The 25403-nt window shown below is 63.9% G+C and carries 22 protein-coding genes and 2 tRNA genes; 9 read left to right on the top strand and 15 right to left on the bottom strand.

Features of this window, described 5'->3' with window-relative positions:
- Window positions 1–21: 21 nt before the first annotated feature.
- The 5 genes from E2I15_RS02965 to E2I15_RS02945 all read right to left on the bottom strand — a co-directional run bounded on the left by E2I15_RS02965 (window position 22) and on the right by E2I15_RS02945 (window position 5448).
- Window positions 22–2289 (bottom strand): FdhF/YdeP family oxidoreductase, encoded by a 2268-nt coding sequence (locus E2I15_RS02965; RefSeq protein ID WP_137479865.1) that lies wholly within the window; start codon window positions 2287–2289, stop codon window positions 22–24.
- Between the two features lie 330 nt (window positions 2290–2619).
- Complete coding sequence (locus tag E2I15_RS02960) at window positions 2620–2829, bottom strand: hypothetical protein (RefSeq protein WP_137479866.1); 210 nt, start codon at window positions 2827–2829, stop codon at window positions 2620–2622.
- 683 nt (window positions 2830–3512) lie between these two features.
- Window positions 3513–4409 (bottom strand): bestrophin family protein, encoded by an 897-nt coding sequence (locus tag E2I15_RS02955; RefSeq protein ID WP_137479867.1) that lies wholly within the window; start codon window positions 4407–4409, stop codon window positions 3513–3515.
- Between the two features lie 279 nt (window positions 4410–4688).
- Window positions 4689–4961, bottom strand: a complete 273-nt coding sequence (locus E2I15_RS02950; RefSeq protein WP_137479868.1) for a DUF1488 family protein — start codon at window positions 4959–4961, stop codon at window positions 4689–4691.
- Window positions 4962–5374: 413 nt separating this feature from the next.
- Window positions 5375–5448: transfer RNA gene (locus E2I15_RS02945), tRNA-Gly, on the bottom strand.
- Window positions 5449–5940: 492 nt separating this feature from the next.
- On the opposite strand from E2I15_RS02945, the gene E2I15_RS02940 reads away from it, so the two are divergent.
- Window positions 5941–6327, top strand: coding sequence for a YciI family protein (locus E2I15_RS02940; RefSeq protein WP_018272221.1), 387 nt, complete (start codon window positions 5941–5943; stop codon window positions 6325–6327).
- A 74-nt stretch (window positions 6328–6401) separates the two neighbouring features.
- On the opposite strand, the gene E2I15_RS02935 is transcribed toward E2I15_RS02940, so the two are convergent.
- Window positions 6402–6809, bottom strand: coding sequence for a hypothetical protein (locus tag E2I15_RS02935; RefSeq protein WP_026192921.1), 408 nt, complete (start codon window positions 6807–6809; stop codon window positions 6402–6404).
- 87 nt (window positions 6810–6896) lie between these two features.
- A complete protein-coding gene (locus tag E2I15_RS02930; RefSeq protein ID WP_137479869.1) occupies window positions 6897–7694 on the bottom strand; it encodes a lytic murein transglycosylase in 798 nt (265 codons plus the stop codon).
- 355 nt (window positions 7695–8049) lie between these two features.
- Here E2I15_RS02930 and E2I15_RS02925 point away from each other — a divergent pair, with 355 nt between their 5' ends.
- Window positions 8050–8280: a hypothetical protein gene (locus E2I15_RS02925; protein ID WP_246668168.1), complete on the top strand. Its 231-nt coding sequence runs from the start codon at window positions 8050–8052 to the stop codon at window positions 8278–8280.
- Between the two features lie 191 nt (window positions 8281–8471).
- Here the strand turns inward: E2I15_RS02925 and E2I15_RS02915 are convergent, their stop codons facing one another.
- Entirely contained in the window at window positions 8472–8699 is a 228-nt protein-coding gene (locus E2I15_RS02915; RefSeq protein WP_137479871.1) for a hypothetical protein, read from the bottom strand.
- 60 nt (window positions 8700–8759) lie between these two features.
- On the bottom strand, window positions 8760–9056 hold the full coding sequence (locus E2I15_RS02910; RefSeq protein ID WP_137479872.1) for a hypothetical protein: 297 nt from the start codon (window positions 9054–9056) through the stop codon (window positions 8760–8762).
- Between the two features lie 339 nt (window positions 9057–9395).
- Here E2I15_RS02910 and E2I15_RS02905 point away from each other — a divergent pair, with 339 nt between their 5' ends.
- From E2I15_RS02905 to E2I15_RS02895, 3 genes are all read left to right on the top strand, one after another.
- The gene (locus E2I15_RS02905) at window positions 9396–9791 is read left to right on the top strand and encodes an NUDIX hydrolase (protein WP_137479873.1); all 396 of its coding nucleotides are present in this window, start codon (window positions 9396–9398) and stop codon (window positions 9789–9791) included.
- Between the two features lie 848 nt (window positions 9792–10639).
- On the top strand, window positions 10640–11953 hold the full coding sequence (locus tag E2I15_RS02900) for a chloride channel protein (protein ID WP_137479874.1): 1314 nt from the start codon (window positions 10640–10642) through the stop codon (window positions 11951–11953).
- A gap of 171 nt (window positions 11954–12124) precedes the next feature.
- Window positions 12125–12325, top strand: a complete 201-nt coding sequence (locus tag E2I15_RS02895) for a hypothetical protein (protein ID WP_137479875.1) — start codon at window positions 12125–12127, stop codon at window positions 12323–12325.
- 78 nt (window positions 12326–12403) lie between these two features.
- Here the strand turns inward: E2I15_RS02895 and E2I15_RS02890 are convergent, their stop codons facing one another.
- On the bottom strand, window positions 12404–13594 hold the full coding sequence (locus tag E2I15_RS02890; protein ID WP_170991595.1) for an adenylate/guanylate cyclase domain-containing protein: 1191 nt from the start codon (window positions 13592–13594) through the stop codon (window positions 12404–12406).
- 481 nt (window positions 13595–14075) lie between these two features.
- Between E2I15_RS02890 and E2I15_RS02885 the strand changes: the two genes are divergently transcribed.
- A complete protein-coding gene (locus E2I15_RS02885; RefSeq protein ID WP_170991596.1) occupies window positions 14076–17243 on the top strand; it encodes an autotransporter family protein in 3168 nt (1055 codons plus the stop codon).
- A 196-nt stretch (window positions 17244–17439) separates the two neighbouring features.
- Here the strand turns inward: E2I15_RS02885 and E2I15_RS02880 are convergent, their stop codons facing one another.
- Both E2I15_RS02880 and E2I15_RS02875 read right to left on the bottom strand, forming a co-directional pair.
- Window positions 17440–18684, bottom strand: coding sequence for a metal-dependent hydrolase family protein (locus E2I15_RS02880; protein ID WP_137479877.1), 1245 nt, complete (start codon window positions 18682–18684; stop codon window positions 17440–17442).
- Between the two features lie 22 nt (window positions 18685–18706).
- On the bottom strand, window positions 18707–20062 hold the full coding sequence (locus E2I15_RS02875) for an MFS transporter (protein ID WP_137479878.1): 1356 nt from the start codon (window positions 20060–20062) through the stop codon (window positions 18707–18709).
- Between the two features lie 124 nt (window positions 20063–20186).
- Here E2I15_RS02875 and E2I15_RS02870 point away from each other — a divergent pair, with 124 nt between their 5' ends.
- Both E2I15_RS02870 and E2I15_RS02865 read left to right on the top strand, forming a co-directional pair.
- Window positions 20187–21107: a LysR family transcriptional regulator gene (locus E2I15_RS02870; RefSeq protein WP_137479879.1), complete on the top strand. Its 921-nt coding sequence runs from the start codon at window positions 20187–20189 to the stop codon at window positions 21105–21107.
- A gap of 165 nt (window positions 21108–21272) precedes the next feature.
- Complete coding sequence (locus E2I15_RS02865; RefSeq protein ID WP_246668169.1) at window positions 21273–22133, top strand: sterol desaturase family protein; 861 nt, start codon at window positions 21273–21275, stop codon at window positions 22131–22133.
- Window positions 22134–22169: 36 nt separating this feature from the next.
- Here E2I15_RS02865 and E2I15_RS02860 read toward each other — a convergent pair whose 3' ends face one another.
- Complete coding sequence (locus tag E2I15_RS02860; protein ID WP_137479880.1) at window positions 22170–23405, bottom strand: glycosyltransferase family 87 protein; 1236 nt, start codon at window positions 23403–23405, stop codon at window positions 22170–22172.
- Between the two features lie 307 nt (window positions 23406–23712).
- A tRNA-Tyr gene (locus E2I15_RS02855) sits at window positions 23713–23798 on the bottom strand.
- 196 nt (window positions 23799–23994) lie between these two features.
- Here E2I15_RS02855 and rlmB point away from each other — a divergent pair.
- A complete protein-coding gene (rlmB, locus tag E2I15_RS02850; protein ID WP_137479881.1) occupies window positions 23995–24819 on the top strand; it encodes a 23S rRNA (guanosine(2251)-2'-O)-methyltransferase RlmB in 825 nt (274 codons plus the stop codon).
- A 158-nt stretch (window positions 24820–24977) separates the two neighbouring features.
- Here rlmB and E2I15_RS02845 read toward each other — a convergent pair whose 3' ends face one another.
- The gene (locus E2I15_RS02845) at window positions 24978–25391 is read right to left on the bottom strand and encodes a hypothetical protein (RefSeq protein WP_170991597.1); all 414 of its coding nucleotides are present in this window, start codon (window positions 25389–25391) and stop codon (window positions 24978–24980) included.
- Window positions 25392–25403: the final 12 nt, after the last annotated feature.

Below are 25403 nucleotides of genomic sequence, written 5' to 3'. Positions count from 1 at the left end.
CCGCAGTGGGGGTCCGGCCGACTAAGCAGCAACAACGCGCACGGGAATCGACTTGGCTGCCGGCGTTCCGCTGATCTTGTCGTAATAGTCGAGAGGCAGCAGCGGATTGAGCTCGGGGTAGTATCCGGCGACCGATCCGCGCGGCATCGGATAATCCAGCACCTTCAATCCGCTCACGCGTCTCTGCACGCCATCATCGCTGATCGTTTCGAGCGCAATGCTCGAGCCGTCTTCGAGCCCTCGCGCCGCTCGATCCTCGGCGTTCATGAAGAGAACCATGCGGTCATTATAGACACCGCGGTAACGGTCATTGTTGCTGTAGATTGTCGTGTTGAACTGATCATGCGAGCGGATGGTTGCCAGTCGCAGCATCTTGGGATCCGAAACGGATGCGTTCACCTCCAGACCCGGCAAGAGCAGAAAGTTCGCCTTGCCGTTCGGCGTTGGCCACACCAACTGGCGCGGCGGCACGTCGAGGTGAAATCCTCTCGGGCTTTCGATACGCTCGGAGAAGTCGCTGTAGATCTCCGGATAGACCTCGGCGATCTTGTCGCGGATCAGACCGTAATCCTCGCTGTACCTTTTCCAGTCGACCTTGCTGTTCGGCAGCGCCGCTTGCGCGATCCGGCAGACGATTTCCACTTCGGGAAGCAGATGCGGGCTGGCGGGCGACAACACGCCGCGAGATGCCGTGACGTTTGACATCGAGTCCTCGATCGTCACGAATTGCTCACCGGCCGCCGTCCGGATGACTTCCGAACGCGCGATGACCGGCAGCATCACCGCATCGCGGCCGTGAACCAGATGCCCACGATTTAGCTTGGTGGTGATTGCGACCGTCAGCGCGAGCTTGCGCATCGCCGCATACGATCGTTCGGTATCAGGCACCGCACGAACGAAATTGCCGCCCAGCCCGATGAAAACCTTCGCCGTGCCCGCCTGCATTGCCGCGACCGACTCGACGGTGTGATGCCCGTGTTCGCGGGGCGGCTCGAACCCGAAGACGTCGCGAACCCGATCGAGATAGTCCTGGCTCGGCTGTTCGTCGATGCCGACGGTGCGGTCCCCCTGTACGTTGGAGTGACCGCGAATGGGAGAGATGCCGGCGCCCGGCTTGCCGAAATTGCCCTTCAGCAGGAGCAGGTTGACCAACTGCTGCACCAGCCGCGACCCCTCCTGGTGCTGCGTGATGCCCATCCCGTAGCAGATCATCGTCGCGCGCGAACGGATGTAGATCTCGGCGCATCTGCGGATCTGCGATTCCTCGAGCCCGGAGACCCTCTCCAATTCCGACCATGTCTGCGCCATCGCATCGTCCCGGACGGCATCGATGCCGACGGTATGCTCGCGGACAAACTCCCGGTCGACGATCTTTTCGCCGCGCGCCTCACGTTCGAAAATGACCTTCATCATGCCCTTGAGAAAGGCAAGGTCACCTCCGATGCGGACGTGAACGAATTCGCTGGCAATCTTGGTCGAACCGAAGGTTGCCATCTGGATGATATCCTGCGGATCGGCGAAGCGCACCAGCGCACGTTCGGGCATCGGATTGACGGCCACGATCGGAACCCCGCGCTTGCTCGCTTCGACCAGATTGCTCATCATCCGTGGCGAGTTGGTTCCGGTGTTCTGCCCGATGACGAAAATCGCTTCGGCGTGCTCGAAATCTTCGAGGATAACGGTACCCTTCCCGACTCCGATCGAGGGCGGCAAACCCCGGCTGGTCGGCTCGTGACACATGTTCGAGCAGTCGGGGAAATTGTTCGTGCCGAACTCTCGGACGAATATCGAGTAGAGAAACGCCGCTTCATTGGGCGTGCGGCCGGATGTGTAGAATTCTGCCTGGTGCGGACTTTCAAGGGCGCGGAGATGGCTGCCGATCAGCGCGAACGCGTCATCCCAGCTGCACGGCACGTAGCGATCCGACGATGCGTCGTAGCGCATCGGCTCCGTCAAACGCCCTTGCATCTCGAGCCAGTAGTCCGACCGTTCCATGAGTTCGGACACCGTGTGTCGCTCAAAGAACTCTCGCGTGACACGAAACTTGGTTGCTTCAAATGCCAACGCCTTGGCGCCGTTTTCGCAGAAATCGAGCGTCTTCTTGCATTCCGCGTCGGGGAACGCACAGCTCGAGCACTTGAATCCGCCGGGCTGATTCATCGCCAGCAGCGCGCGCGATCCCTTCGTCACCACGCTCTGCTCGAGAAGAATCTTTGCCGTCGCTGCGGCCGCCCCCCAACCGCCGGCAGGATGATTATACGTCTTGAAACGCGGCTTGCCGTCCAACATAAATCGACTCCGAAAATTGCCGGCTCTTCAGCAGGGTGACCCCAACAAAGACCCATCGCAGCAATACACGTGCCACGTGGCATATCCCGCAATTTCAACAGCTTACGGCTTTGCCCCACCAGCCGACGGACACTCTGTCCAATGCGATCAGACAAAGTGTCAGAATGCCGCAGCCTCGGCCGCGCCTCAGTCGTGTCGGCTTGCAGGATTGCCTCGACCTCGCGGCGAACGTCATGTCCGCCGCGATCATGGTGCCTGCCTGTCACGGCACCGCTTGCACGCGCCCCAACAATCCTGTTGAGGGCGCTCGGCCGTGTTGGCCGCGCTGGCTTATCGATCCTGATCGAGGTTCGCGACGATCACCTTGTCGATCAAGCCTTCATTGTGCCTGATAAAGTCATCGCGCGTCATGCCGGAGGCGCGCCAAGCATCCTGAAGGCCTGCGTCCCTGTGAAGCCACCCGTTTCGGGTTTGATGATCGATTTTATGACGTCGGGCGTCCTGCGATCCGTGCGATGCCTTGTCGTGGTCTTTGGACATTGCATTTATCCTTTCGGTTCGCCTTCTTACGCCCAACCATGGAAGCTGCATCGAGGAGAGACTAGCAACACATGTGCCAGCCTCGGCGCGTCGCGATGTCAATAAGTTGGACGGTGCTGGCTGCCGGCCATGGACAATTTGTCACGACAGATTTGGCCAAATTGTCTTCCGTGCTTGCCGCGCCAACGAGGCACAGGTGCCGACCAGCCTGAACGCGTTATCGTTGGGCGCAGGATGTGCTCGGTGTGTACAGGCGTTTGCCTGACACGATGAACGATCTGAGGAACGCGATGACGAATGACTTCACCACCGCTTTCGTTTAGCCTCACGAGAGTTGAGATGCCGCGTTCGAGCGCAAGGACGTCCTTGATCATTCGCGCCTGGTAGGAAATCAGATGAAGCGGGCTTCGAGAGACCGGCGACCAATCCATCATTCGCCCATGTTCTGGATTGGCGTCGCTTTGTGCCTTGCAGCCATAGCCATCTACGTTTGGTCCGACGATCTTTCCTGGCGACCTGCAGCAACCCCACACTGAATCGTTGGCGTGGTTGGGGTCCATTCCTCCCGGACAAGGCAATCTCGACAATCAGGATGCTTCAACCGTAGCAACTGAAGCACCTCGCATCCACCTGCGTCAGCAAACCCTGCTGCCATCTGCCCTCGGCCTCTTGCGCATTCAGCGTTACGTCAGCACATTCTGAAGAGGCTCTATGGGAGCGGGCAAATCGCGCTCTCCGAGCAGAGCGAGCATCTCGCGCTCGAGGGCTCGTCTCATCGCGTCAAGCGGAAGTGCATTTGGCTCCAGCCCAAAGGGGACCTCAAGCTGATGGCCCAGCGCATCAAGGCCGAAGAAGGTGTAGGCGACGAGCAGGACGGGCAGCAGCGTCCACCAGTCGAGCGATCCGGCGAGTGCGAACGGTAACGTCACGCAGAAGATCAGCGCGGTCCGATGCAGCAGCAGCGAATAGGCGAACGGCACCGGGGTGGACGCGATGCGCTCGCAGCCGCCCTGGACGTCCGAAAGGGCCGTGAGCTGTCCCTCCAGAACGGCGTAGTGGATCGGATCGATCCGATCCCGCTTCATCAGCATCAAGCAGTACAGCCCGATCTGGTTAAGCACGGCATTAGTCGGGTTTGGACCGCCTGAAGCCGCGTCGATCTCACTCCATGGTTTGATCGCCGCCACTTCGTCGTCACCCCGCAGGCGGGCTGTTAGTCCGGAGCAAAAGCCACACAAGCCGCGGAGAAGGACGCGTCGATCGTCGTCTTCGAGCGTTGATGTCTGGCGGGCGAACGAGCGGCAGGCGATGATCAGCTTCCCCCAAAGCTCGCGCCCCTCCCACCAGCGGGCGTAACATGTGCTGTTCCGGAAGCTCATGAAAACCGATAGCGCGATGCCGATCAGCGTGAAGGGAACGGCACTGATGCGCGCGAAGATGCCCGGATGCTCCATCGCAGCAAAAACCGCCAGCACACTGATGAGTGCGATCGCCACCAGATGCAGCGCAATCCGCGGCAGGATCGATCCATTGACTGCAAACGCGACGTCCCAGAAGCCGGGTTTGGAGCGGACGATCACCGCAGCCTCCACGGCATCCACAGTTGATTTCGATGCCCGTATTGCAAGGCAACGCTGGTCCCAACTTCGCTACCGCGGACGGAATAGCGCGGATATCCTGGCCATCGAGAGATCAGATCGGCCCGGGACAGGCGTGAGATCGCCCCGATGGACGACCAGCACCAAGGTCCGGCCGCTGTCGACATCGACGCTTCGAGTCCGGGACGATCTCCTGGTGACGAAGCAGAGCATTCGGCCACGGTGTCGGGTTGCAATATCATCGATGGGTCGAGTTCAGGTTCAGAAATCCACGTCGAACCGATCGAGCGAGACCACGCGGGTGACGTTGGAATGACGATTTTCAAACTTGTCGCTGGCCGCGCGCTCGATTCGCGCTCGGCGCGTGAGGAAGACTTCCTCGGCGCTGATAATTGGGTGGAATCGGACGCGCATCACGTTGAGGGCCCGGCGCGCGATCATGCAACTGACCTCCGCCGTATCGTTGTACATCACGAAATAAATTCCATGACGATGGACCTCATACTGACCATCGGGATCTCGCGCGAGCGCCATCTAACAGTCCTCAAATGACGGTCGCCCCGATCAAGCCCGGACCGAGCGACCATGCGATCATTTTGGCTTGCTTGCTCCCACAGCAAGGAGCGCGCCAACCCCGAAGACGACGCGAACTCAATAAGTTAGAGCGCATTCACCCTTTCCGGGGCAGACATTTTGTCTCTTGCGACGGACAAACTGGGATCATGGCGACGCGATCAAGCGCGCCCACACCGGATATATCGCCGCCACCATGCCGAACGCCGGGCTGCTGATACCTTCCCCGCGTCGGTCAATTCGCCTTCCTGCAGGGCCCCGCATTGTTCAATGCGGCCTTCTGCATTCCATCGATGGCGAGTGACCAACGTAACGTCGGCAGTGCGAGATCGCGGCGGAAAATCGGAGTTTGGCGAGGGAATCCTGAAGTCATTTGGAGCGGGTGAAGGGAATCGAACCCTCGTATTCAGCTTGGAAGGCTGCTGCTCTACCATTGAGCTACACCCGCATCTCGCGTTCACCTAACACGGCCGGGCGGCGGCCTCAACTGCCCCGGCGCGCGTTCTGATTCTCGGTAAAGGAAACCATTTCGGCGCCATCCGGCCGGTTCCTGACGCGGCCGGGTCGGCTTGCGGCCTTAACAGCGGCGGATTCGGCACCTATATTGGGCATCCCATCAACAACGAAAGGAGGTGATCTAGTGTCTTGTCTCAAGCGCTGTCACCTCGCTGGGATCGCCCGCTAGGAGCTGAGCAATCAGCCTGGCATCGGGGCGCTCTCAGCCCTGGACCAGCGAGACATCAAAATCGGGGGCGCGGCGGAAGCTCATCCGCCGCGCCTTTTTTGTTGTTTTGGCCTGCGCGATTCGCCGCCGCCATGCCGGCCGCCGGAATACCTTGTCGCAACACAGAAACCGTGCGATCCGCTCCAGATGAAATGTCGGCTCGGATCGCCGCCAGACGTCCTTGGGCCTGTCGCATCAGAATAAGGAGCACATCAGATGCTTTATGCCATCCTGGCCTATCACGTCGAAGCCGAGGTCAAGTCGTGGAGCGCCGAGGAGGACGCTGCCGTGATGACGGGTCTGCGCGAGGTCCATCAACGGCTGAAGGGCAAGCTCGGCCCGGCTGCGCGGCTCGGCGATACCCGCAACGCCAGCACGCTGCGTGGGCCCGGCCACGGCATGGTGATCGACGGGCCGTTCTCCGAGACCAAGGAGCAATTGCTCGGCTTCTACGTGATCGATTGCGCCGATGAGGCGGAGGCGATCGCCGCGGCGCGCGACCTGCGCAGCGTCAACCCGTCGGCGGTCTACGAGATCCGCGCGCTGAAGCTCTACATCCCCGGCGCGCCGTTTCCGGAGACCGCGGGCCCGCGCGACGCGTAACGCATGATCCCCGCGCAAACGCCTTTGGCGTTTGTCGCGCGGGAAAACCGCTTGGCACTTTTCCGGATCATGCCTTAGCGGCTGGAGCGTTTCGGCAGCTTCGGCAGCTTGCTCGGGTCGAACTTCGGCAGCGGCAGATCCGGCGGCGGCTCGGGCGCCACCTCCTGGCTCGGAATCAGCGTCACCTCGAAGGCGAGATCGGGCACGGCATCCGCCCTGCCCGTGCAGGTCGCGATCGCGCCGGTCCAGATGCCCTCGAGCCGCACCACGAGGTCGTCGGTGCCGAACACGGTCGTGCCGTCCCTGGAGTGCCGCTGCGTGGTGAGCACGGCGGAGAAGCGCTCGCCGTCGACCTCATAGGTGCCGCTGTAGAGCATGACCGCGTCGCTGCCCCACAGCCTGCCATCGGCGACGTGCACGATGCCGGTGCCGTCCGCAAGCGACGTTCGAAACCACGCCGCGTAGGTGCCGTTCTTGAGCATGGAGCCGGTCTCCATCTGCTCCCGTTTCACAGCGCACGATCTGGGCACCGTTGCGTTAACAGGCGATGAAGGAACTCGCGCCTGCGCTCATTGGCCGTCGATCTGCCGCCCCATGATGGCGATCGCCTTCTGGTAGACGCCTGCTGCGTTCCACGCCTCGATCGCAGCGAAGTTGGGTTCCCCGGGCTGATAGCCGGCGCCGGCGCGCCAGCCATGGGCGCGCAGGAAGTTCGCCGTCGAGCTCAGCGCATTGGCCGCGACGTCGAGATTGCCGGTGCCGTAGGCGAGGACGTTCTTCGGCATGAACTGGGTCTGGCCGATCTCGCCATGCATCGAGCCGCGCGTGCTCCCGGACAAAGTGCCGCGGTCGACGAGCTTCAGCGCCGCATAGAGTTGGTCGGTGAAGAACTCCGGACGGCGGCAGTCATAGGCCAGCGTCGCGATCGAGGACAGCATGTTCTGATTGCCGCGCTGGCTGCCAAAACCGCTCTCCATGCCCCAGATCGCGATCAACGGTCCCGGCGGCACGCCATAGCGTTGCTGGATCGAGGCGAACAGCGCCGCCTGCGACTGCTTCAGCGATCGGCCGCGCGCCACGATGGTCGCAGATCCGCGCTTGGCCATGAACTGCTCGAGCGACAGGCCGAAGCTACGCTGGCCGCGATCCGCGGCAATCGTCGCACTGGCATAATGGGTCTGCATCAGCGCGGCGATCGCGGTGGCGCCGATGCCCTCGGCGCTCGCCTCGCTTGAGAACTGCTGCTTCCAGGCTTCGAACCCGCCGGGCCCGTTGCCGCACTGCGCCGCGTTCGCCTCCGCCCCCAGCGTTGCAACCATCACGACGATGGCGAGTGCCGACGTCGCAACCTGCCAGCCCCTGATCATCCGAAACTCCTTCGCAAATGTGCCGCCGCCCCTCGCGGGCGCGGCGCTGACGATGACCGGATTGACATGACCCGGCGATGAACGATCCGCCTCAGATTCGACCGCGGACCGTCACGATATGTCCCCGGCAGCGGATTGGCCATCCCGGCCGCCTCAGGCAGGCCGGGACATTTGGCCCCGGCGCCCGGAAGGCGTCATGCGCCGGGCATGACGCGGAACACGGCGTGCGCGACGATGCGTGGCGATGCAGATCGCGCGTGAGATCAGCGAAATCCGGCGGTGAAAGGTCTGCGATGTAGTAGGTTCTCCGCGGGGACGGCGGCCCCGCTGTCCTCCAACTTGGGAGGCGATGGCTATGATGAAGACCCTGTCACTTCTAGCGGTCCTGCCCGTTATCGGCGCCCTGTCGATGTCGACGGGCCACGCCGCATCCACATGCTCCACGAGCAATTTCGGCATCTCTGCGGTACCGTGCGGCAAGCGCTATGCGGTCAGCTACGAAGCCTGCCGGAAATACGTGATCGAGCATGGCGCATCGGCCGCCGAATCCTGGTGGTACTGCACCAGTCAAGGCTACACGAAATAGCCGGCATTTCCCGGGAGAGGTCTTTCGCCGCCGCGGACAGCGCGTTGAGCTGCCGCGACGCCGAACGCGTATGCCTGCCGATCAGCGTGTCAGAGCCTTTTCCGTTCCGATTGAATCGGAACGGGGCTCTGGATTTTTGTTTTGACGCGTTTTCTTGACGCGAACCGGTATCCACTTCGCTGGAAAACGCTCTAAGGCACGTCGCCTCGCCTCACCGGGCCGACGGTCTGCGGCCGGTTGAGGAAGAACTCACGGTTGCCGAGCGCGGCCTCGGCATACTGGTCGATCGCCACGATGATCGCCTGCACGTGGTGAAAGCACCAGCCTTCCCGCGTCGCCATGTGCCGGACCTGGGCCAGCGCCTTGATCCAGGGCGCGTGATCATCGCTGTCGTGGAAATACCGAAGCGGCTCTCTCATCTTTCCTCCGACACTTCACGTCTTGCAGCTCGGCGTGCAGCCGCCGCATTCCAAGCGCCGTCATGCACGCGCTTCGCCGGCGGCCAGCTCTCGCTTCGCCGGGCGAACGAAGGCCGGCGTCGCGGCGCGACGGCGCGGTGCAACGCCCGCATGCACGATGATCGGATCGCGGTCGCCCAGGACCTCCCGCTCCTCGACCAGACGGCTCATGACCAGCCGCATCTTCAAGAGGTCCCCGGCGACGAAGGCGCAGTCTTCATCGCGGTTGATCTGCTGGCGCATGATGGCTTCGGCCTCGAGCATGCTGACGCGCAGCGCCCTGATCTGCCTGCGAATTTCGCTGATGCGGTTGTCCATGGCGTCCTCCAATTCACGGTGGAGGGCAATTAGAACAAAACAAGAACATCGAGTCAAGCGGTGGAGTCGCCCGTCATGGGTGTTGTTATCACGACGCAACCGGGTGAATTCCGGTCTCCGGCCGTAACAGTTTCACGAATTCAACGTGAGGTACCAGACATCGAGCGAGATCAGGGAAGCCACGGCCGATCGCGCGCAGCGAGGATCGCAGCCGTCAGAGACAAACAGCCGACACACGACTGTGGAACAATGTGGCATCGAACTTGTCTACACAAATAGACAAGTTAAAATGAGTCGATTCTCTTTCGATCATTGCGCAGCAAATGCCCAAGTCCTCAAATGCCCAAGTCCTCCAAGCTGGTAGCCGCGAAGCGCGGCAAGGTTCTTCTGGTTAGACGCCGATCTGACGGGCTGTGGATGTTCCCCGGCGGGCGCAGGCGCGCGCGAGAGACCGGGAAGGATTGCATCAAGCGCGAAATCAAGGAGGAGTTGCCGAAGCTCAAGCTCGGCAGGCTCAGCCTGTGGAAGGAAGTGACGGCCAGGAACAAGCGTTCGGGCCGCAAGATGAGCGACGCGATCTTCATCGCCAAGAACGCCAAGGGCCGACTGGCGATCGGCGACAAGAAGGAGATCGACCGCGCCGCCTGGCAGAAGCCGCGCGGCCTTCGCCTGACGCCGACCTCCCGCTACATCCGCGACCGGCTGTTTCCGAGAAAGCAGCGGCGCCGGAGATAAGACGCACGATCGACCGCGCCCGCATCGCAGCGCGCGCAGGGCTTTCTTTCGGCTCTCGCGCAGGCCACCAGTTCCACCGCAGGAACACCGTACTGATCCGGATTTCTGGAAAGATAGGACGGTCGTAATACCAATCCTGCCGGCGTTACCCGTTCTTTGCAGAGCATTTTTTCACGACTGAGTTCTTACAGACCTATTGTGACCGGCAGAAAAGGGCCGCCGATGCGACGGCCCTTTTCGATTCAGTCCCGTGTCATTCGGGCGGCATCAATCCCGGTGAATTGGCCTTACCCATCTCAGTATCAGGCAGAATGAGGCCGCCAACCGGCGGCCTCCTTGTTGAGCGGCCCCAGCAACCTATGGGGGCCTGGGAGGGCAGGCGCTGGGGCCATCTACCGGCCCGGGTAGCGCGGGTCGGGCCAGGTGAGCGTCCATCAAATGAACAGAGCAACGGCAACCATTGCGATTGGGCACAGTCCCAACACGACGATGCCCGCTCGAACAATCACTTCGGACATGACACGCGCCCTTCAATGGGACGCTCAAAATACGCCGCGGCGGAAGCCGAGCAAAGTGCAGTTTGTGCCAGTTTTTCGCGTCCTTCAGTCATGCGTCACCGCGGCAAAGGACGCGCCAAAGCGGAGTCGTTCGGACACCAAAACTCACGCACGCCCCCCTGAAGATCACCGAAGAGTTGGCCCACAGCCGGTATCGCGCAGTTCGGCCCTGGAGTTTGGCGACTGCGCCCACCGTGCTGATTTCTTGAGCTTCGTATACCGCCGACGCGTGCTAGGAATGACGTGATCCGCTTCGTATCGGACCACGACATGAGCTAAGAATTCGTCAGGATGACCTTCCCCTCCAACCGCCAGAGGCGGCTGTTCAAACTAGTCTCCGCGCGCTGGCAGCGCCGGGCCCTGTTCTTGCTGGGCGGCATTGCGGTCGGTGCGGCGGCCGTCGCCCTCGCACAACTCGCGGATCTGGCGCAGATCGCATTTGGCGCAGTGGTATCCCGTTTCCATTATGCCTCGCTGGTGCTGACGCCGGCCGGGTTCGCGCTGTCGGTGTTTCTGACCAACCGCTTCTTTCAGAACGCGCAAGGCAGCGGGATCCCGCAGGCGATCGCTGCACGTCATCTGACCGACCAGACCGCGCGCGAAAGCCTGGTTTCGCTGCGCGTTGCGGCCGGCAAGATTCTGCTGACCCTGTTCGGCCTGTTGTGTGGCGCGTCGGTCGGGCGCGAGGGACCGACGGTGCAGATCGGCGCCTCGATCATGTTTGCGCTCGGCCGCTTCTCACCGCGGCGCCAACCCGGCCTGATCCTTGCCGGCGCGGCCGCGGGTGTTGCGGCCGCCTTCAACACCCCGCTGGCCGGGATCGTGTTCGGCATCGAGGAAATGAGCCGTGCCTTCGAGACGAGAACCAGCAGCCTGATCATCGGCGCGGTGATCGCTGCCGGCCTGACCTCGCTCGCGCTGATGGGCAACTATACGTATTTCGGCACTAGCGCGACGGCCCTGCGCAACGGCACCGACTGGCTCGCGGTCCCGCTCTGCGGCGTTGCCGGAGGTCTTGCGGGCGGCCTGTTCAGTCGCATCCTGATCGCAGTGGCACGCGGATTTGCCAATCCGGTCGGACGCGCGATCAAGCGCTATCCGATCGGCTTTGCCGCAATCTGCGGATTTGCGGCTGCGATTTGCGGGATTGCGTCCGACGGCGCGATCTACGGCACGGGATATCAGCAGGTCAAATCCGCGCTCGAAGCCGGAGCACAATTGCCGGCGAGCTTCAGCGTCTGGAAATTCCTCGCGACCACGTTCGCCTCGATCAGCGGCATGCCGGGCGGCATCTTCGCGCCCTCGCTCGCGGTCGGTGCCGGGCTCGGCTCCAACATCGCGCCGCTGTTTCACGGCGCGCCGCTGCCGGCCATCATGCTGCTCGGCATGGTCTCCTATTTCGCCGGCGTGGTTCAGGCACCGATCACCGCCTTCGTGATCGTCACCGAGATGACCGACAATCACGCGATGGTCGTGCCCTTGATGGCCGCGGCCCTGATTGCGCACGCGAGCTCGCGCCTGATCTGCAAGGAAGGCGTCTATCACGCCCTCGCCAAGGGCTTCGTCGAGCGGGCCGCGCCGGCGCAGCAGATCACCTCGATCTGAATTTCCGGCACCAAGGGAAAACGGAATCCGGCTTGAATAAATCTGGCCTGAAACAAACGAAATGTTTCAGTGACTCTTCATGCGTGAACGGAGTTCCGGGTTCCTCGGGGAGCGGACTTATCGCGGCGACGTTGGTCTATGGGCAGTCCCCGAGAAAAGGGGGGAAGCGCTATGGTCGAGAAAGTCATGAACAACCCCGCCTATTGGCGGGATCGAGCCGCCAGGACACGTGCCAAGGCGGATTCATTCAGATACCAAGACTCGCGCGCGAACCTTCTGAAGATCGCCGAAGAGTACGATCGGCTGGCAAACTATGCCGAGCAGCAATTGTTGCACGCTCCGACGATGAAACTGTCCGGCCAATCTCCGTAACGGCAGGAGCCTTTTGGACATTGGGCCGTCTCAGCCGGTGCGTGGGCCGCACGTCACGCTGCTTTCGGCCATCGAGCCTCAGCCGCGATACGCAAACAGCTCGATCGGCTCGCTGAAACCGCGCACCGAATGCTCGCCGACATGCTCGAGCGCGAAATCGTGCTCGACCAGATCGGCGAAGGCGCGCGACAGCAGCACGTTTCGTCCCAATTGCTTGGTCAGAGCCTCGAGCCGCGAGGCCATGTTCACCGCGGGGCCGATCACCGTGAAGTCGAGCCGGCTGCGCGATCCGATATTGCCGTACATGACGTCGCCGACATGGACGCCGATGCCGTAATTCATCGGCGCGCGGCCCATCATGCTGTTCTTTTCGCTCAGCGCCGCCATCGCCTGCCGCGCCTCGGACACCGCGTGCAGCAGATTGGCGCAGGCCTTGGGATCGCTGAGCGGGAAAATCGCAAGCAGGCCGTCGCCGATGAATTTCAGGATTTCCCCGCCATGCCGCGCAATCGGCTCCGACATCGCGTCGAAATAGTCGTTGAGCAGATCGATGACGTCATCGCGCGGCCAGCTGTCCGAGATCCGGGTGAAATCCCTGAGGTCGCAGATCATGATCGCGGCACGCACCGTGGTGCCGCTGCCGCGCCGCGTCGCACCGGCCAGGATCATCTCGCCGGCATGAGTGCCGACATAGGTCTCGAGCAGCGTCCGCGCCAGGCGGTTCTTCATCCGGATCTCGCTGACCAGCGCCAGCACCGGCAGCACCTTGCGAAGGTCGGCGATGTCGGCGTCATCGAAGCCGCCGGACCGGTCGGTCGCGAACGTCACGACATGCCGCTTGCCGAGCGTATGCAGCAGCGGCCACGCCACATAGTCGGTCAGGCCTTGCGCGCGCATCTCGTCATAAAGCGCATGCGTGCGGCCAGACGCCCGTTCGAGCCGCTCGCGCACTTCGCCGGCGCCCTGGTGGATTTCGTAGACCGGGCTGCCGATATATTCCGAGCGCTCCCTGACCTCGTAGTCGACCCGCGTGATCTCCGCCTCGCGCTTGCCGTCGCCCCAGATGATCCGGGCGCCGAGCCATTGCGGATGCTGGATCAGGAGATTCATCGTCGCCCGCTTGAGGGGAATACCCGTTTGCTGGAGCCGGACGCACAGTTCGGCGAAGATATTGTCGATGAAGCGCTCGTCGCGGGTCTCGTTGGTCAGCCAGGCCACCACGTCGTCGTCCGATTGCGGCATGACGGACTCGATGTTGGGGGCGTTCATGGCTTGCTCCGGAGCGGCGGGTGGGATCGGCACGCGATATGTCGTGCTTCCGGCCGGCAACGTCAACGTTACCAGCGGTATTGTGATCACCGGCGTCGGGGGGCGGGAACGGTGCCACCCTGTTACAACCCCCCTTCCCTGCCGCCGAGCACAACTCAACTGGTTAGCGGTCGATTAGTCGGATCGCGCGGACGTTGCATCGCGGGCACACTGCGCCTTGTTTCGCTGGGGAACGACAGGCTTCATTTGTCAGCTCACACTGAGTCACATAGCGTGATGCCCATCCGCTGCCGGCGAATGTTTGCGGGAATGCAACCTGCCGGGCGGCGGCAAGAACAAGGGGCTGAGCGCCATGCGCAAATGCATCGGGGCTGCGACGAAACCACGACACGTTGGTGACAATCCACTCAATCCACGCCGGACTGCATCGCCGTCCCGCACCTGCGCACAATTCCAGCGCCTGCTGCTGCTGAGCGCCTCGGTGGCCGCGCTCTCGGCCCTGTCCGCGGGCTCGGCCGCGGCGCAGACCTGGACCGGCGCCACCAGCAACGACTGGACGGTCGGTTCGAACTGGAGCACCGGTACCGCCCCCGCCGGCGGTGCGGTTGTCATTAGTACACCTGGGAACGTCGTCCTCGGCGTCAGCCCTGGAGCGACCGGCACAACGGGTAGTTTTCGGCTTGGTTCGGCAGGAACGACCAGCTTCACGATTCAGAACGGCAGCACGCTAGCCACCACAGGCACCCCCATTCAGATTGGCACCAATGCCGGCGCGACGACCACCATGACCGTGACCGGGGCCGGATCACAATGGACGATCGGCACCGGCACGTTCACCCTGGGCGGTGGCGGTACAGTCGTACTCAACATCAGCGACGGCGCGACCGTCGACAGTACGACTAGGCTCCAGCTCGGCGCCCCGGCTGCCCTCGGCACCGCCACAGTCAATATAAGCAACGCCACGCTGAAGGTCAGCAACATCGCCTTCTTTGGCAGTGCCAGCAATGTGGTGAACTATGACAACGCCACCCTCCGCGCCCGCGCCAACAGCTCTCCCTTCCTGACCGGAACCGCGAACCAGAACAATATCAAGGCGGGCGGGCTGACCTTCGATACCAATGGATTCACTGTCGTCATCGCAAGCAACAACACCGCCGGCTTCAGCGGCGTCGGCGGATTGACCAAGACCGGTGCCGGGACCCTCTCCCTCGCCGGCGGCAACACCTACACCGGCGAGACGGTGATCCAGCAGGGCACGCTCGCGGTGAGCGGCATCGCCGGCGCCAGCGATGCCCTGATCCATTCGAGTCGCGTGGTCGCCAACGCAACGCTGGATATTTCAGGCATCGCCAACACCGCCTCGCACATCCAGAGCCTTGGCGGCAGCAGCGCCGCCAGCGTCGTGCTGGGCACCAAGGACCTGATCATCGCCAATGCGAACGATACGTTTGCAGGCTCGATCAGCGGCACCGGCGGGCTCCAGCTCGCCGGCGGCACGCAGGGGCTGTCAGGCGTGCAGACCTACAACGGCGCGACGACGATCACGGGCGGCACGCTGGCGCTGACAGGTGCCGGCGATATTTCCGCCTCCAGCCAGGTGATCGCGAACGGCACCTTCAGCATCGCCGGCCTCTCCGGCGCGGGCACCAGCATCCAGCGACTGTCGGGCACGGGCGGCGTCGATCTCGGCGCCAAGACGCTGACCATCACAGCCGCGAATGACACGTTCGCAGGCGTGATCGGCGGCAGCGGCGGGCTGACGCTCGCGGGCGGCACCGAGACACTGTCCGGCGCCAACACCTATAGCGGCGTCACCACGATCTCCGCGGGCACGCTGGCGCTGACCGGCACCGGCTCGATCAGCACTTCCGGCCATGTGGTGGCGAACTCGGTCTTCGACATCTCCGGACTCACCAGCGCCGGCACCAGCATTCGGAGCCTCGCCGGCAGCGGCAATGTCGCGCTCGGCGCCAAGACGCTGACCATCACCAATGGCAGCGACAATTTCGCGGGCGCGATCGGCGGCACCGGTGGGCTCGTCCTTACCGGCGGCACGCAGATCCTGTCCGGCGTCAACTCCTACAGCGGCGCGACCACGGTCTCCGGCGGCACGCTGCAAGCCGGCGCGGCCAACGCCTTCAGCGCCGCCTCCGCCGCGATCGCCACCGCGGGCGGCACCTTCGACCTCAACGGCTTCAACCAGACCATGGGCGCGCTCGGCAATGCCGGCACGGTGCGGTTCGGCGCGGCGCCCGGCACGACGCTAACGGTTGCCGGCAACTATGCCGGCAATGGCGGCACATTGCTGTTCAACACCGTGCTCGGCAGCGACGGCTCGGCGACCGACCGCCTCGTCGCGGCAAGCACGTCGGGCACCTCGACCGTGAGGATCAACAATGCCGGCGGCGGCGGCGCGCAGACGGCCGACGGCATCAAGCTGATCGACGTCACCGGCGCCTCCAACGGCAGCTTCACGCTGGCGGGCAACTATTCGCTGCAGGGCCAGCAGGCGATCGTCGCCGGCGCCTATGGCTATACGCTGCAGAAGAACGGCATCGCGACGCCGGCGGACGGCGACTGGTATCTGCGCTCCAGCCTGGTCAATCCGCCTGGTGATCCTGCCGCACCGGCCAAGCCCGCGGGCCCGCTGTACCAACCCGGCGTGCCGCTCTACGAGAACTACGCCCAGGTGCTGCTCGGCATGAACGCGCTGCCCTCGCTGCAGGAGCGCGTCGGCAACCGCTACTGGGGCGGCAACGGCGGCCCGAGCGAGGCCATGGCGCGGATGGGCGTCACGCCGGCGGCGACATCAGACAGTTCATGGACGCAATCGGCGTTCTGGGGCCGCGTCGAAGGCGGTCAGACCAGCCTGCGGCCGTCGAACACGACAGGCTCGACCACCAACAGCGATGACTTCAAGGCGCAGGCCGGGCTCGATGGTCTCGCGCTCGAGAACGACTATGGTCGCCTGATCGTCGGCCTTACGCTGCAATATGGGCTGACCACCGCCTACGTGAATTCGTTGTTCGGCAACGGCCGCATCCGCGCCGAGGGCGCCGGCGTCGGCGCCACTGCCACCTGGTACGGCGACAACGGCGTCTATCTCGACGGTCAGATGCAGACCATGTTCTACCGCGGCGACCTCACCTCCGATCTCGTCGGCAGCATGGCTCATGGCAATGAAGGCCTCGGTTACGCGTTCAGCGTCGAGGGCGGCAAGCGGTTCACAATCGGCAACGGTTTTTCGCTGACGCCGCAGGCGCAGCTCGCCTATTCCAAGGTCGAGTTCGACGGCTTCGCCGACCGCTTCGGCGCGCTGGTCTCGCTCGGCAATGCCGACAGCCTGCTCGGCCGCGTCGGGTTGTCGCTCAATCACCAGAAGAGCTGGAGCGACGGCGCCCGCTCCGACCTCTACGCGATCGGCAATCTGCACTACGAATTCCTCGACGGCACCAAGGTCGACGTCGCGGGCACCGGCTTTGCCAGCACCAACGACCGGCTGTGGGGCTCGATCGGCGGCGGCGGCAGCTACAGCTGGGCGGGCGGCCGCTACACCTTGTTCGGCGAAGCGACCTATCGCGCCAGTGTGCAGGATGCTGGCGACAACCACAGCTACAAGGGCACCGCCGGCCTCCGCGTGGTGTGGTGAGGACGCTTCACCCGCGTGCGGGCCGCCTCGGGAGGAGCGCCTCCATGGCCTCTTAATAGTGCAATAATACCGCCAACTTGCCCCGACGAGTGGAGCCGCCGTGTCTGCCGACTCCTTTGCATGGGGTTGTTTTCGATATTTTGGCAGTCGCCCTCGCGACGGCAGGCCCTGCCGCTCGCGGGGCGTGAAGTGAAGCCTACCCGCCCAGCCGATCGACCTCGGCCTTGCCGGCCTTCATCACCAGCGGGATCTGCTCGCCCTGGCCGAGCAGGCACGTCACGTCGCGCAGCGGGTTGCCCTCGACCACCAGCAGATCGGCGAAGGCCTCCGGCGCGATGCGGCCGAGCTTGCCTTCCATGCCGAGCACCTCGGCACCGACAACGGTGGCGCTGGCGATCACTGCCTGCGGGCCCAGTAGTTCGGCGCGGATTCGGAACTCGTCGCTCTGCAGCCGCTGCGACGGGCCGAGCAGATCGGTGCCAAACCCCATTTTGACCCCAGCCTCGCGGTAGATCGCGAGCGAGCGCAGCCCGGCGTCGCGCACGTCGGCGATCTTGGCGACGCTCGCCGCAGGCAGGCCGTATTTCGCGCCCTCGTTTGCCAATGCTTCGTAGGTGACCAGCGTCGGCACCACATAGGCGCCCTGCTCGGCCATCAGGCGCGCGGTCGGAAGGTCGATCAGATTGCCGTGCTCGATGGTGCGCACGCCGCAGCGTATTGCCCGCTCGATCGCCTCCGCGGTGTAGGCGTGCGCCAGCACATAGGTGTGCCGCGCCCTCGCCTCGGCGACGATGGCGCGGATCTCGTCCTCGGAATAGCCGTAGGCGCCGATCGGATCGGTCGGCGACGCGACGCCGCCGGACGCCATGATCTTGATCTGGTCGGCGCCCATCTGCAGCTCCTCGCGCACCGCCTTGCGCACCGCATCGACGCCGTCGACGACGCGCGCGATCGCGCCGACCCGCACGCAGCAGGAGCAGGTCGGGTCGGCCAGATAGTCGGAGCGGGCGCGCCCGTCGCCGTGACCGCCGGTCTGGCTGAGCGCGCGGCCGGAGACAAACAGCCTGGGACCATCGGTGAGGCCGGTATCGATCGCCTGCTTCAGCGCATAACCGGCGCCGCCGGCATCGCGGACCGTGGTGAAGCCGCGCTTCAGCATGCCCCGCAGCAGCATGGTCGAGCGCAGCGTCACCAGCACGTTGGCCATCCGCGCCTGCTGCGACAGGTCGAGCTCGACGGCAACCGCATGCACATGCAGGTCGATCAGGCCGGGCATCAGCGTCTTGCCCTTGAGGTCGATGACCCGGTCGGCGGAAGCCTCGATCGGCCGATCGGACACTTCCTTGATCAGGCGATCTTCCACCAGCACGTGGTGGCCTTCCAGCAGATCGGGCCGCGACGGATCGAGCAGCGCGGCATTTTTGAAGAGGATGGTGGACATGATCGTCTCCTGGCCTGCGTGATCACGCAGCCTCGCTTGCGATGTCTTCGAGCGACCGTCCGCGCGTCGGCACGCCCATCAGCACGACGGTCAGCGCGCCGATCAGGAGCACCGACGTGGTGACGCCGAACACGCCGGCAAAGCCGAAATTCGGATAGAGATAGCCGACCAGGATCGGCGCCACGATCGCGCCGATGCGGCCGATCGCGGATGCGAGCCCGGCCCCCGTGGTCCGGATCGATGTCGGAAACACTTCGGCCGTGTAGGCATAGACGCCAGCATAGGTGCCGTTCATGAAGAACGACAGCAGCAGGCCGGCCGTCATGATCTCCGCATCGCTCTTGGCAAAGGCGAGCCCGAGCGCGCTGGCGCCGCCGAGCAGCATATAGGTCGCAATCGTCGCCTGCCGTCCGATCCGCTCGTTGAAGAAGGCGGCGGTGAAATAGCCCGGCACCTGCGCGCAATACATCGCGAGCGAATAGCCAAAACTCTTGGTGATGCTCATGCCGTTCTGCACCAGGAGGCCGGGAATCCAGACGAAGAAGGAATAGTAGCTGAAGGTGATCGACAGCCACATGATCCAGGTCATCGTGGTGATGCGCGCCTGCCGGCCGGCGAGCAGCGCGGCAAAATTGCTCAGCAGCGTTCCCGACGATGCGGCGGGCGCAGCCGGCTCGGCGACGGGCGACGGCAGCGCGCGGCCCTCGCGCGCGAAGCCGGCCTCGATCCTGTCGAGCACCGCCTCGGCCTCCTTTGCCCTGCCCCGGCTTTCCAGCCAGCGCGGCGATTCCGGCAACGATCTCCGCCACCACAGCAGCATCACGACCGGGATGGCGGTGATGACGAGCACGATGCGCCAGCCGTTCTCGTAGGCGGGCACGATGAAATAGCCGAGCAAGGCGGCGGCAACGAAGCCGAACGAGAAGAAGCCCGCCAGCGCGCCGGTGAAGGCGCCGCGGTAACGCCGCGCCACGAACTCCGCGAGGTACGGCGCGATGATCGCGCTCTCCGCGCCTGTCCCCATGCCGGCGACGACGCGCGCGGCAAAGAACGCCGGCCAGCTGTCCACCGCCGCGCTGACCAGCGAGGCCGCGCTGTAGAGCGCGAGCGCCGACATCATCACCGCGCGTCGGCCGATCAGATCACCCAGCGTCCCCGCGAGCAGCGCGCCGAACAGATAGCCGACGAAGGTGCTGGAGCCGAGCACGCCGGTCTCGACATTGGTCAGTCCCCAGGCGGTGCGCAGCACCGGCAGGATGAACGCCAGCACCGCGGCATCCATCGCGTCAAAGAGATAGCCGAGGCCGCCCATCAGCAGCAGGTGCACATGGAACCGCGCGAACGGCAGGCGCTCGATGCGCGCCGAGATCATCGACATGAAAGTCCCCCTCGCCCCGCGGTCGGCACGCGCCACGGGGTCAGCCGGGGAATGATAGACAAACCAAGATTATCCGAATAATTTATAATCGTTATCTGGCACATCACCATTGTGAATATAGCTCGTGTCCTTCCGCACGCTCGACCTCAACCTCCTGAAAGTCTTCGAGGCGCTGATGACCGAGGGCAGCGTCACGCGCGCCGCCAGCGCGCTGACCATGACACAGCCCGCGGTGAGCAACGCGCTCGCGCGGCTGCGCGACGCGCTCGGCGATCCCCTGTTCGTGCGCACCGCGAGCGGGATCCGCCCGACGCAGCGCGCCGTAGCGCTGTGGCAGCCGATCGGCGATGCCCTGGAACATGTTCGCCACGCCCTCGATGAGGACGCCTTCGATCCACGACAGACCCAGGCCGAATTCATCCTGTCGATGTCGGATTACGTGTCTTCACTGGTGATGCCGCGGCTGCTCAACCGCTTCAGCGAAGTGGCGCCGTCCGCGCGCATTCACACCGTGCCCAACACCATCCTGGAGATCGGCGACCGGCTCGAGGACAACCGGGTCGATTGTGTGCTGAGCGTCTATGTCAACGAGGCGCAGCAGCCGCCGGCGGTGATCCGCTCACGCTCGCTGTGGACCGTCGAGTACGCCTGCATGATGCGGCGCGACCATCCGCTGGCCAGGCAGAAGCGGCTCAGCACCCGGAGCTTCCTTGCCGCCAAGCATGTCGATGTCAGCCTCGCCGGCAAGACACTGCCGACCTACGACCAGTTTCTCGCCTCGCGCGGGCTGTCGCGCAATCTGGTCGCGACCGTCAACCACTACAACGCCGCCTACGAGATCGTGCGCCAGTCCGACCTGATCGCGGTGCTGCCGCGCGATCTCAGCGCGCAGTCCCGCCACGCGCCCCATCTGTATGCCATGCCGGTGCCGCTGCCGGCGCCGCCGCGCATCGTCAGCCTGTTCTGGCACCAGCGCAACGACACCGTTCCCGCGCAACGCTGGCTGCGCGAGGCGCTGGTGGAGATGTTCGCAAGGATGGAGTGAGGGGCTGGGATTGGCGCATGCGGACTAACCCAGCTCCCGGACACCCGTGATCCCCGTAGCGGCACGGGGATGCTGATTAACGCTCCCGCAACTCGGGTTTCGTTTCCGATTGACGCCATCGGGGACCGCGGTGGTAGGCTGTCGCCATTTCACGTGGCCATTTGAATGCGCGCGTTATTGGAACAATACCAGCTTTTGCTGGCGCCCCTGATCTTCGTGCCGTTCGAGCAACTCTTTGCAGCGAGGCAGCAGAAGATCTTCAGGCGTGGTCTGTTGACCGATATGGCCTTCCTGTTTCTCAACGGCTGGCTGGTGTTCGTCGGCGTGACCGCGATCATCGCAGTGGCGACGCTCGTCAATCAATCGATCCTGCCCTCGGCAGTCAAGCAGGCGGTCAGCGATCTCCCGTATTGGGCTCAGGCACCCATTGCGATCGTGATCGGGGATCTCGGCATCTACTGGACCCACCGCATCCTGCATGTCGTGCCGGCCATGTGGCGCATCCATGCCGTTCATCACGCCGTCGAAGATCTGGACTGGCTCGCCGCGATCCACCAGCACCCGCTTGACGTGACCTTCATGAAGGTTGGTTCGCTGTTTCCGCTGTTCGCGCTTGGTTTCTCCGCTGAGGCGATCGGGACCTATCTTGCGATCTACTACTGGCAGTCCTGGCTCGCGCACGCCAACGTGCGCCTGGGCTACGGCCCGCTACGCCATGTCCTGGTGTCGCCGGAGTTTCATCACTGGCACCACAGCAGCCAGCGGGAAGCCAGGGACAAGAACTACGCCGGGCTGTTCTCGTTCTACGACGTGCTGTTCGGCAGCCTCTATCTTCCGGAAGGGCAGAAGCCGACGGCATTCGGCGTCGATCATCCGATGCCCAAGAGCTACTTGGCGCTCTTGGCCTATCCATTTTTCGCCTGGGCCTCGATGCTCAAGCGCGACGATCCGTCGGGCACCAGGCACCCGGTTGGCGCGGAGGCTGTGCCCGGCACGGCAACACCGCCGGCGCACCAGGACGGCTGATCCTGACGTTCTTCGCGACTGTTCGCGATCGGAACACTAGCCTCCGACGGTCGCAGATTTTCGCAACTCCTCGCCTGGAGCTGTCTCGCCGGCCTCTTGCCGGTATCTCATCCAGATCAGCGCGATCACGGTTGCGCACATCATGGGGCCGAGAGGCGTGCGCACGAACGGGAAAGCGTATCCCAGCACGAAGATGACGCTGACCGCGATCCGGAAGGCGCTTCGACCCGAACGCGACGCGAGGCGGCCCGCGGTGTCGTTCATGAGAAAGAGCAGCGCGACCACCAGGATCGGCATATCGTAGATCGCGAAGTAAGGAGAAATCAGCGGCGTTGCCGCCAGCAGGCTTGCGGCCTTTACGGCGAAGCTGACATGGCCGCGCCACAGGATCAGCACCCCAATCGCAACCACCGATGCGATGGCGACGTGGACCGCCATCGCCAAACCGTAGCCAAGGCCGGCGTCTCTCAAGAGCCCATAGATACTCTGAAGTTTGAACCATGGCAGCGCGCCACTGAGGTGAAATTGCGTAGTGGCGAAGGTGGCGGCGGCGCGGAATCCAACGAAGGTATCCCAGCCGAAGATCAGTCCGGCGAGCAGCAGCAGGACCGGAATCACCAGGGCGGCGGTGATGACGACGCGCCAACGCCCGGTGGCGATCAGCACGAAGGGAAGCAGAACGCCATATTGAGGTTTGAAGATGAGCAGCGCGATCAGGGCCCCGCTGAGAAGCGGACGCCTGTCCAATGTCAGCAGGATGCCGCCGAGCAGCGATGCGGCGAGCAGTGCGCTTTGGCCGGAAATGAAGTCATAGAATACAGGCGGAGCAACGAGTGCCAGCAGCAGCGCGCCGAAGCGTGGCCGGATGGCATAAGCGACCAGCAGCCAGCAAGACAGCTTTGCCGCGCTCCAGACCCAGAACGCAATCGGAAACGGCAACAGCGCCAGCGGCGCCAGAACCAGGAAAAACACCGGCGGATAAAAGAACGGAACCGGTACCTGATCGTAAGGATACGGAGCGTGGTTGAGGGATTGCACCCGGAGAACAAGGTGCTGGTGCAGCTGCTCCCAATCGTAGGCCGCCGCCGCATGGCCTTCGAGCGCCATCGCGCCCGCGCCCCAGAAACATGAAAAATCGATTCCGGCCTGGCCGCCACCACCGAAAAATGCCGGTATCGAAACCAGGATCGAGACGCCAAGCAAGATGACGCAGGCAACCGTCAGCGCCGGGTCATCTCCTGCAGAAACGTCCCAGTGCACAATTTTCTTCATGTCGTCTGAAACGGCTCAATCATGAAATGGCGCAATCTACCATTGCACTCGCGGGCCGAGCAACGGAACGCCGGCGGCGGCCGGAGATGTTTGCGCGGATAGAGTGAAGACGCAGGTGTCGAATGGACGAGCAGGTTGTGGCCGACCTTCGCTTACCTCGCTGCGATGGAGTTTTCGCGGCTTGTCGAGCCGTGGGGCGCGAATGTCAGTCCATCTTCGCTTCGCTGGCGCTCCAGCTACGCCGGACACGCTTCGCCCTGACGGGGCCAGCGTGGCTGCGCCACGCGTAGCCCGTCGGGGCGAAGCGTGGTGGGGGAGGCAGGACTCGAACCTGCGAAGCCATGAGGCGGCTGATTTACAGTCAGCTCCCTTTGCCACTCGGGACACTCCCCCGTCCAACAGCATCAGACCGGCCGCGCGAGTGGCGGCGGACCGGGTCATCGAAATGACGCTGATAACCGGCATCGACCCGAAGCGGGTGCGCGGTCGGGCGCGTTTATGGGGGAAGGCGGTCCCCAAAGTCAACCAAGCCGGCCGCCTATTTGCCGGTTAAATTGCCATTCTGCGATATCAATGACACAAGCCTCACATGAGCGATCGCGACCGCAAACCCAATTTCCGAGGCAAGGGCGGTAAACCCTTCCAAAAAGGGCCGAAATTCGGCCGTCCGCCGGCCTGGCGGGACCGCGAATCCGGTTCCGACGGGCCGGTGATTCTGTATGGCTGGCACACTGTGTCGGCGGCGCTTGCCAACCCCGACCGCCATATCCGCAAGCTTTACCTCACCGAGAACGCGGCCAAGCGCCTCGCCGACGAGAACATCGCGACCCGCGTCGCCCCCGAGATCGTCCGGCCCAGCGAGATCGACCGGCGCCTCACCCCCGATGCGGTGCATCAGGGCCTCCTGGCGGAGGCCGATCCCCTGCCCTCACCCGGCATCGACACGCTGGCGCTGGAGGGCATCGTGCTGGTGCTCGACCAGATCACCGATCCGCACAATGTCGGCGCCATCCTGCGCTCGGCCGCGGCGTTCGCGGTGAAGGCGATCGTCACCACTGCCCGTCACAGCCCGGAGGCGACCGGCGTGCTGGCGAAGTCCGCCTCCGGCGCGCTCGAGTTGGTGCCTGTTGTCACCGTGCAGAACCTGGCGCGCGCGCTCAACGAGTTGAACGAGCGCGGCTTCCAGACCGTCGGCCTCGACAGCGAGGGCAGCGAGGACCTCGGCAAGGCCGCGCTGCAAGCGCCGCTCGCGCTGGTGCTCGGCGCCGAAGGCAAGGGCTTGCGGCAATTGACGCGCGAGACCTGCCGCCTCGTCGCCCGCCTCGACATGCCCGGCGAGATCAAGAGCCTCAACGTGTCGAACGCCTGTGTGCTCGCGCTCTATATCGGCGCCAGCCGGCTCGGGCTGATGTGAACGACAAACGCCCGCTCGCCAGAGCCCGTTCCGATGGAATCGGAACCGGGCTCTGGATTCTTGCTTTGACGCGTTTTCTTCACGCGAACCGGTAGCCACTTCACTCGAAAACGCTCTGGGACGCGAACGGGCGCTGATCTCTCGAACTGACGATCGGATCAGTAGTAGCGGCGCAGCACCGGATGGCCGTAGCGGCCGTAGCGATAGCCGTAGTGCGAACGATAGCCGTAGTGATGGCGGTAGCCGTAGTGACGGTAGCCATAGCGGCGATAGCCGTAATACGGACGGCCGTAGCCTTCGCGGTAGTACGGACGCGGTGCCCAATTTCCCGGACCGGTGTAGGTCGGCCCCTGGTTGACGTAATAGTACTGCTGCGCCGCGCTGGGATAAGCGGCATCCGGGTCGGGCAGACGTTCGACCGCGCCGTAGCCGTAGCCGTAACCCCCGCAACCACCGCAGCCGTAATTCACGACGGGCGCGGAATAGCCGCAAGGGTTGAAACCGCACGCCATTGCGGGCGCGGCCACCATGACGGCCACCGCCGCAATCAGTCCTTTGATCATTTGACGCATTACTCTCTCCTG

Source organism: Bradyrhizobium sp. BR2003 (assembly GCF_009720285.1).
GTDB lineage: Bacteria > Pseudomonadota > Alphaproteobacteria > Rhizobiales > Xanthobacteraceae > Bradyrhizobium > Bradyrhizobium elkanii.
Note: the sequence above shows the minus strand (reverse complement) of the source record. Positions and strands in the feature narration are given on the sequence as shown.

Excerpts from the sequence above, each read along its gene's own strand:
- E2I15_RS02965 (WP_137479865.1), bottom strand. The coding sequence starts at position 2,289 with ATGTTGGACGGCAAGCCGCGTTTCAAGACGTATAATCATCCTGCCGGC.
- E2I15_RS02960 (WP_137479866.1), bottom strand. The coding sequence starts at position 2,829 with ATGTCCAAAGACCACGACAAGGCATCGCACGGATCGCAGGACGCCCGA.
- E2I15_RS02950 (WP_137479868.1), bottom strand. The coding sequence starts at position 4,961 with ATGGCGCTCGCGCGAGATCCCGATGGTCAGTATGAGGTCCATCGTCAT.
- E2I15_RS02940 (WP_018272221.1), top strand. The coding sequence starts at position 5,941 with ATGCTTTATGCCATCCTGGCCTATCACGTCGAAGCCGAGGTCAAGTCG.
- E2I15_RS02935 (WP_026192921.1), bottom strand. The coding sequence starts at position 6,809 with ATGCTCAAGAACGGCACCTACGCGGCGTGGTTTCGAACGTCGCTTGCG.
- E2I15_RS02930 (WP_137479869.1), bottom strand. The coding sequence starts at position 7,694 with ATGATCAGGGGCTGGCAGGTTGCGACGTCGGCACTCGCCATCGTCGTG.
- E2I15_RS02925 (WP_246668168.1), top strand. The coding sequence starts at position 8,050 with ATGATGAAGACCCTGTCACTTCTAGCGGTCCTGCCCGTTATCGGCGCC.
- E2I15_RS02915 (WP_137479871.1), bottom strand. The coding sequence starts at position 8,699 with ATGAGAGAGCCGCTTCGGTATTTCCACGACAGCGATGATCACGCGCCC.
- E2I15_RS02910 (WP_137479872.1), bottom strand. The coding sequence starts at position 9,056 with ATGGACAACCGCATCAGCGAAATTCGCAGGCAGATCAGGGCGCTGCGC.
- E2I15_RS02905 (WP_137479873.1), top strand. The coding sequence starts at position 9,396 with ATGCCCAAGTCCTCCAAGCTGGTAGCCGCGAAGCGCGGCAAGGTTCTT.
- E2I15_RS02900 (WP_137479874.1), top strand. The coding sequence starts at position 10,640 with ATGACCTTCCCCTCCAACCGCCAGAGGCGGCTGTTCAAACTAGTCTCC.
- E2I15_RS02895 (WP_137479875.1), top strand. The coding sequence starts at position 12,125 with ATGGTCGAGAAAGTCATGAACAACCCCGCCTATTGGCGGGATCGAGCC.
- E2I15_RS02890 (WP_170991595.1), bottom strand. The coding sequence starts at position 13,594 with ATGAACGCCCCCAACATCGAGTCCGTCATGCCGCAATCGGACGACGAC.
- E2I15_RS02880 (WP_137479877.1), bottom strand. The coding sequence starts at position 18,684 with ATGTCCACCATCCTCTTCAAAAATGCCGCGCTGCTCGATCCGTCGCGG.
- E2I15_RS02875 (WP_137479878.1), bottom strand. The coding sequence starts at position 20,062 with ATGTCGATGATCTCGGCGCGCATCGAGCGCCTGCCGTTCGCGCGGTTC.
- E2I15_RS02865 (WP_246668169.1), top strand. The coding sequence starts at position 21,273 with ATGCGCGCGTTATTGGAACAATACCAGCTTTTGCTGGCGCCCCTGATC.
- E2I15_RS02860 (WP_137479880.1), bottom strand. The coding sequence starts at position 23,405 with ATGAAGAAAATTGTGCACTGGGACGTTTCTGCAGGAGATGACCCGGCG.
- rlmB (WP_137479881.1), top strand. The coding sequence starts at position 23,995 with ATGAGCGATCGCGACCGCAAACCCAATTTCCGAGGCAAGGGCGGTAAA.
- E2I15_RS02845 (WP_170991597.1), bottom strand. The coding sequence starts at position 25,391 with ATGCGTCAAATGATCAAAGGACTGATTGCGGCGGTGGCCGTCATGGTG.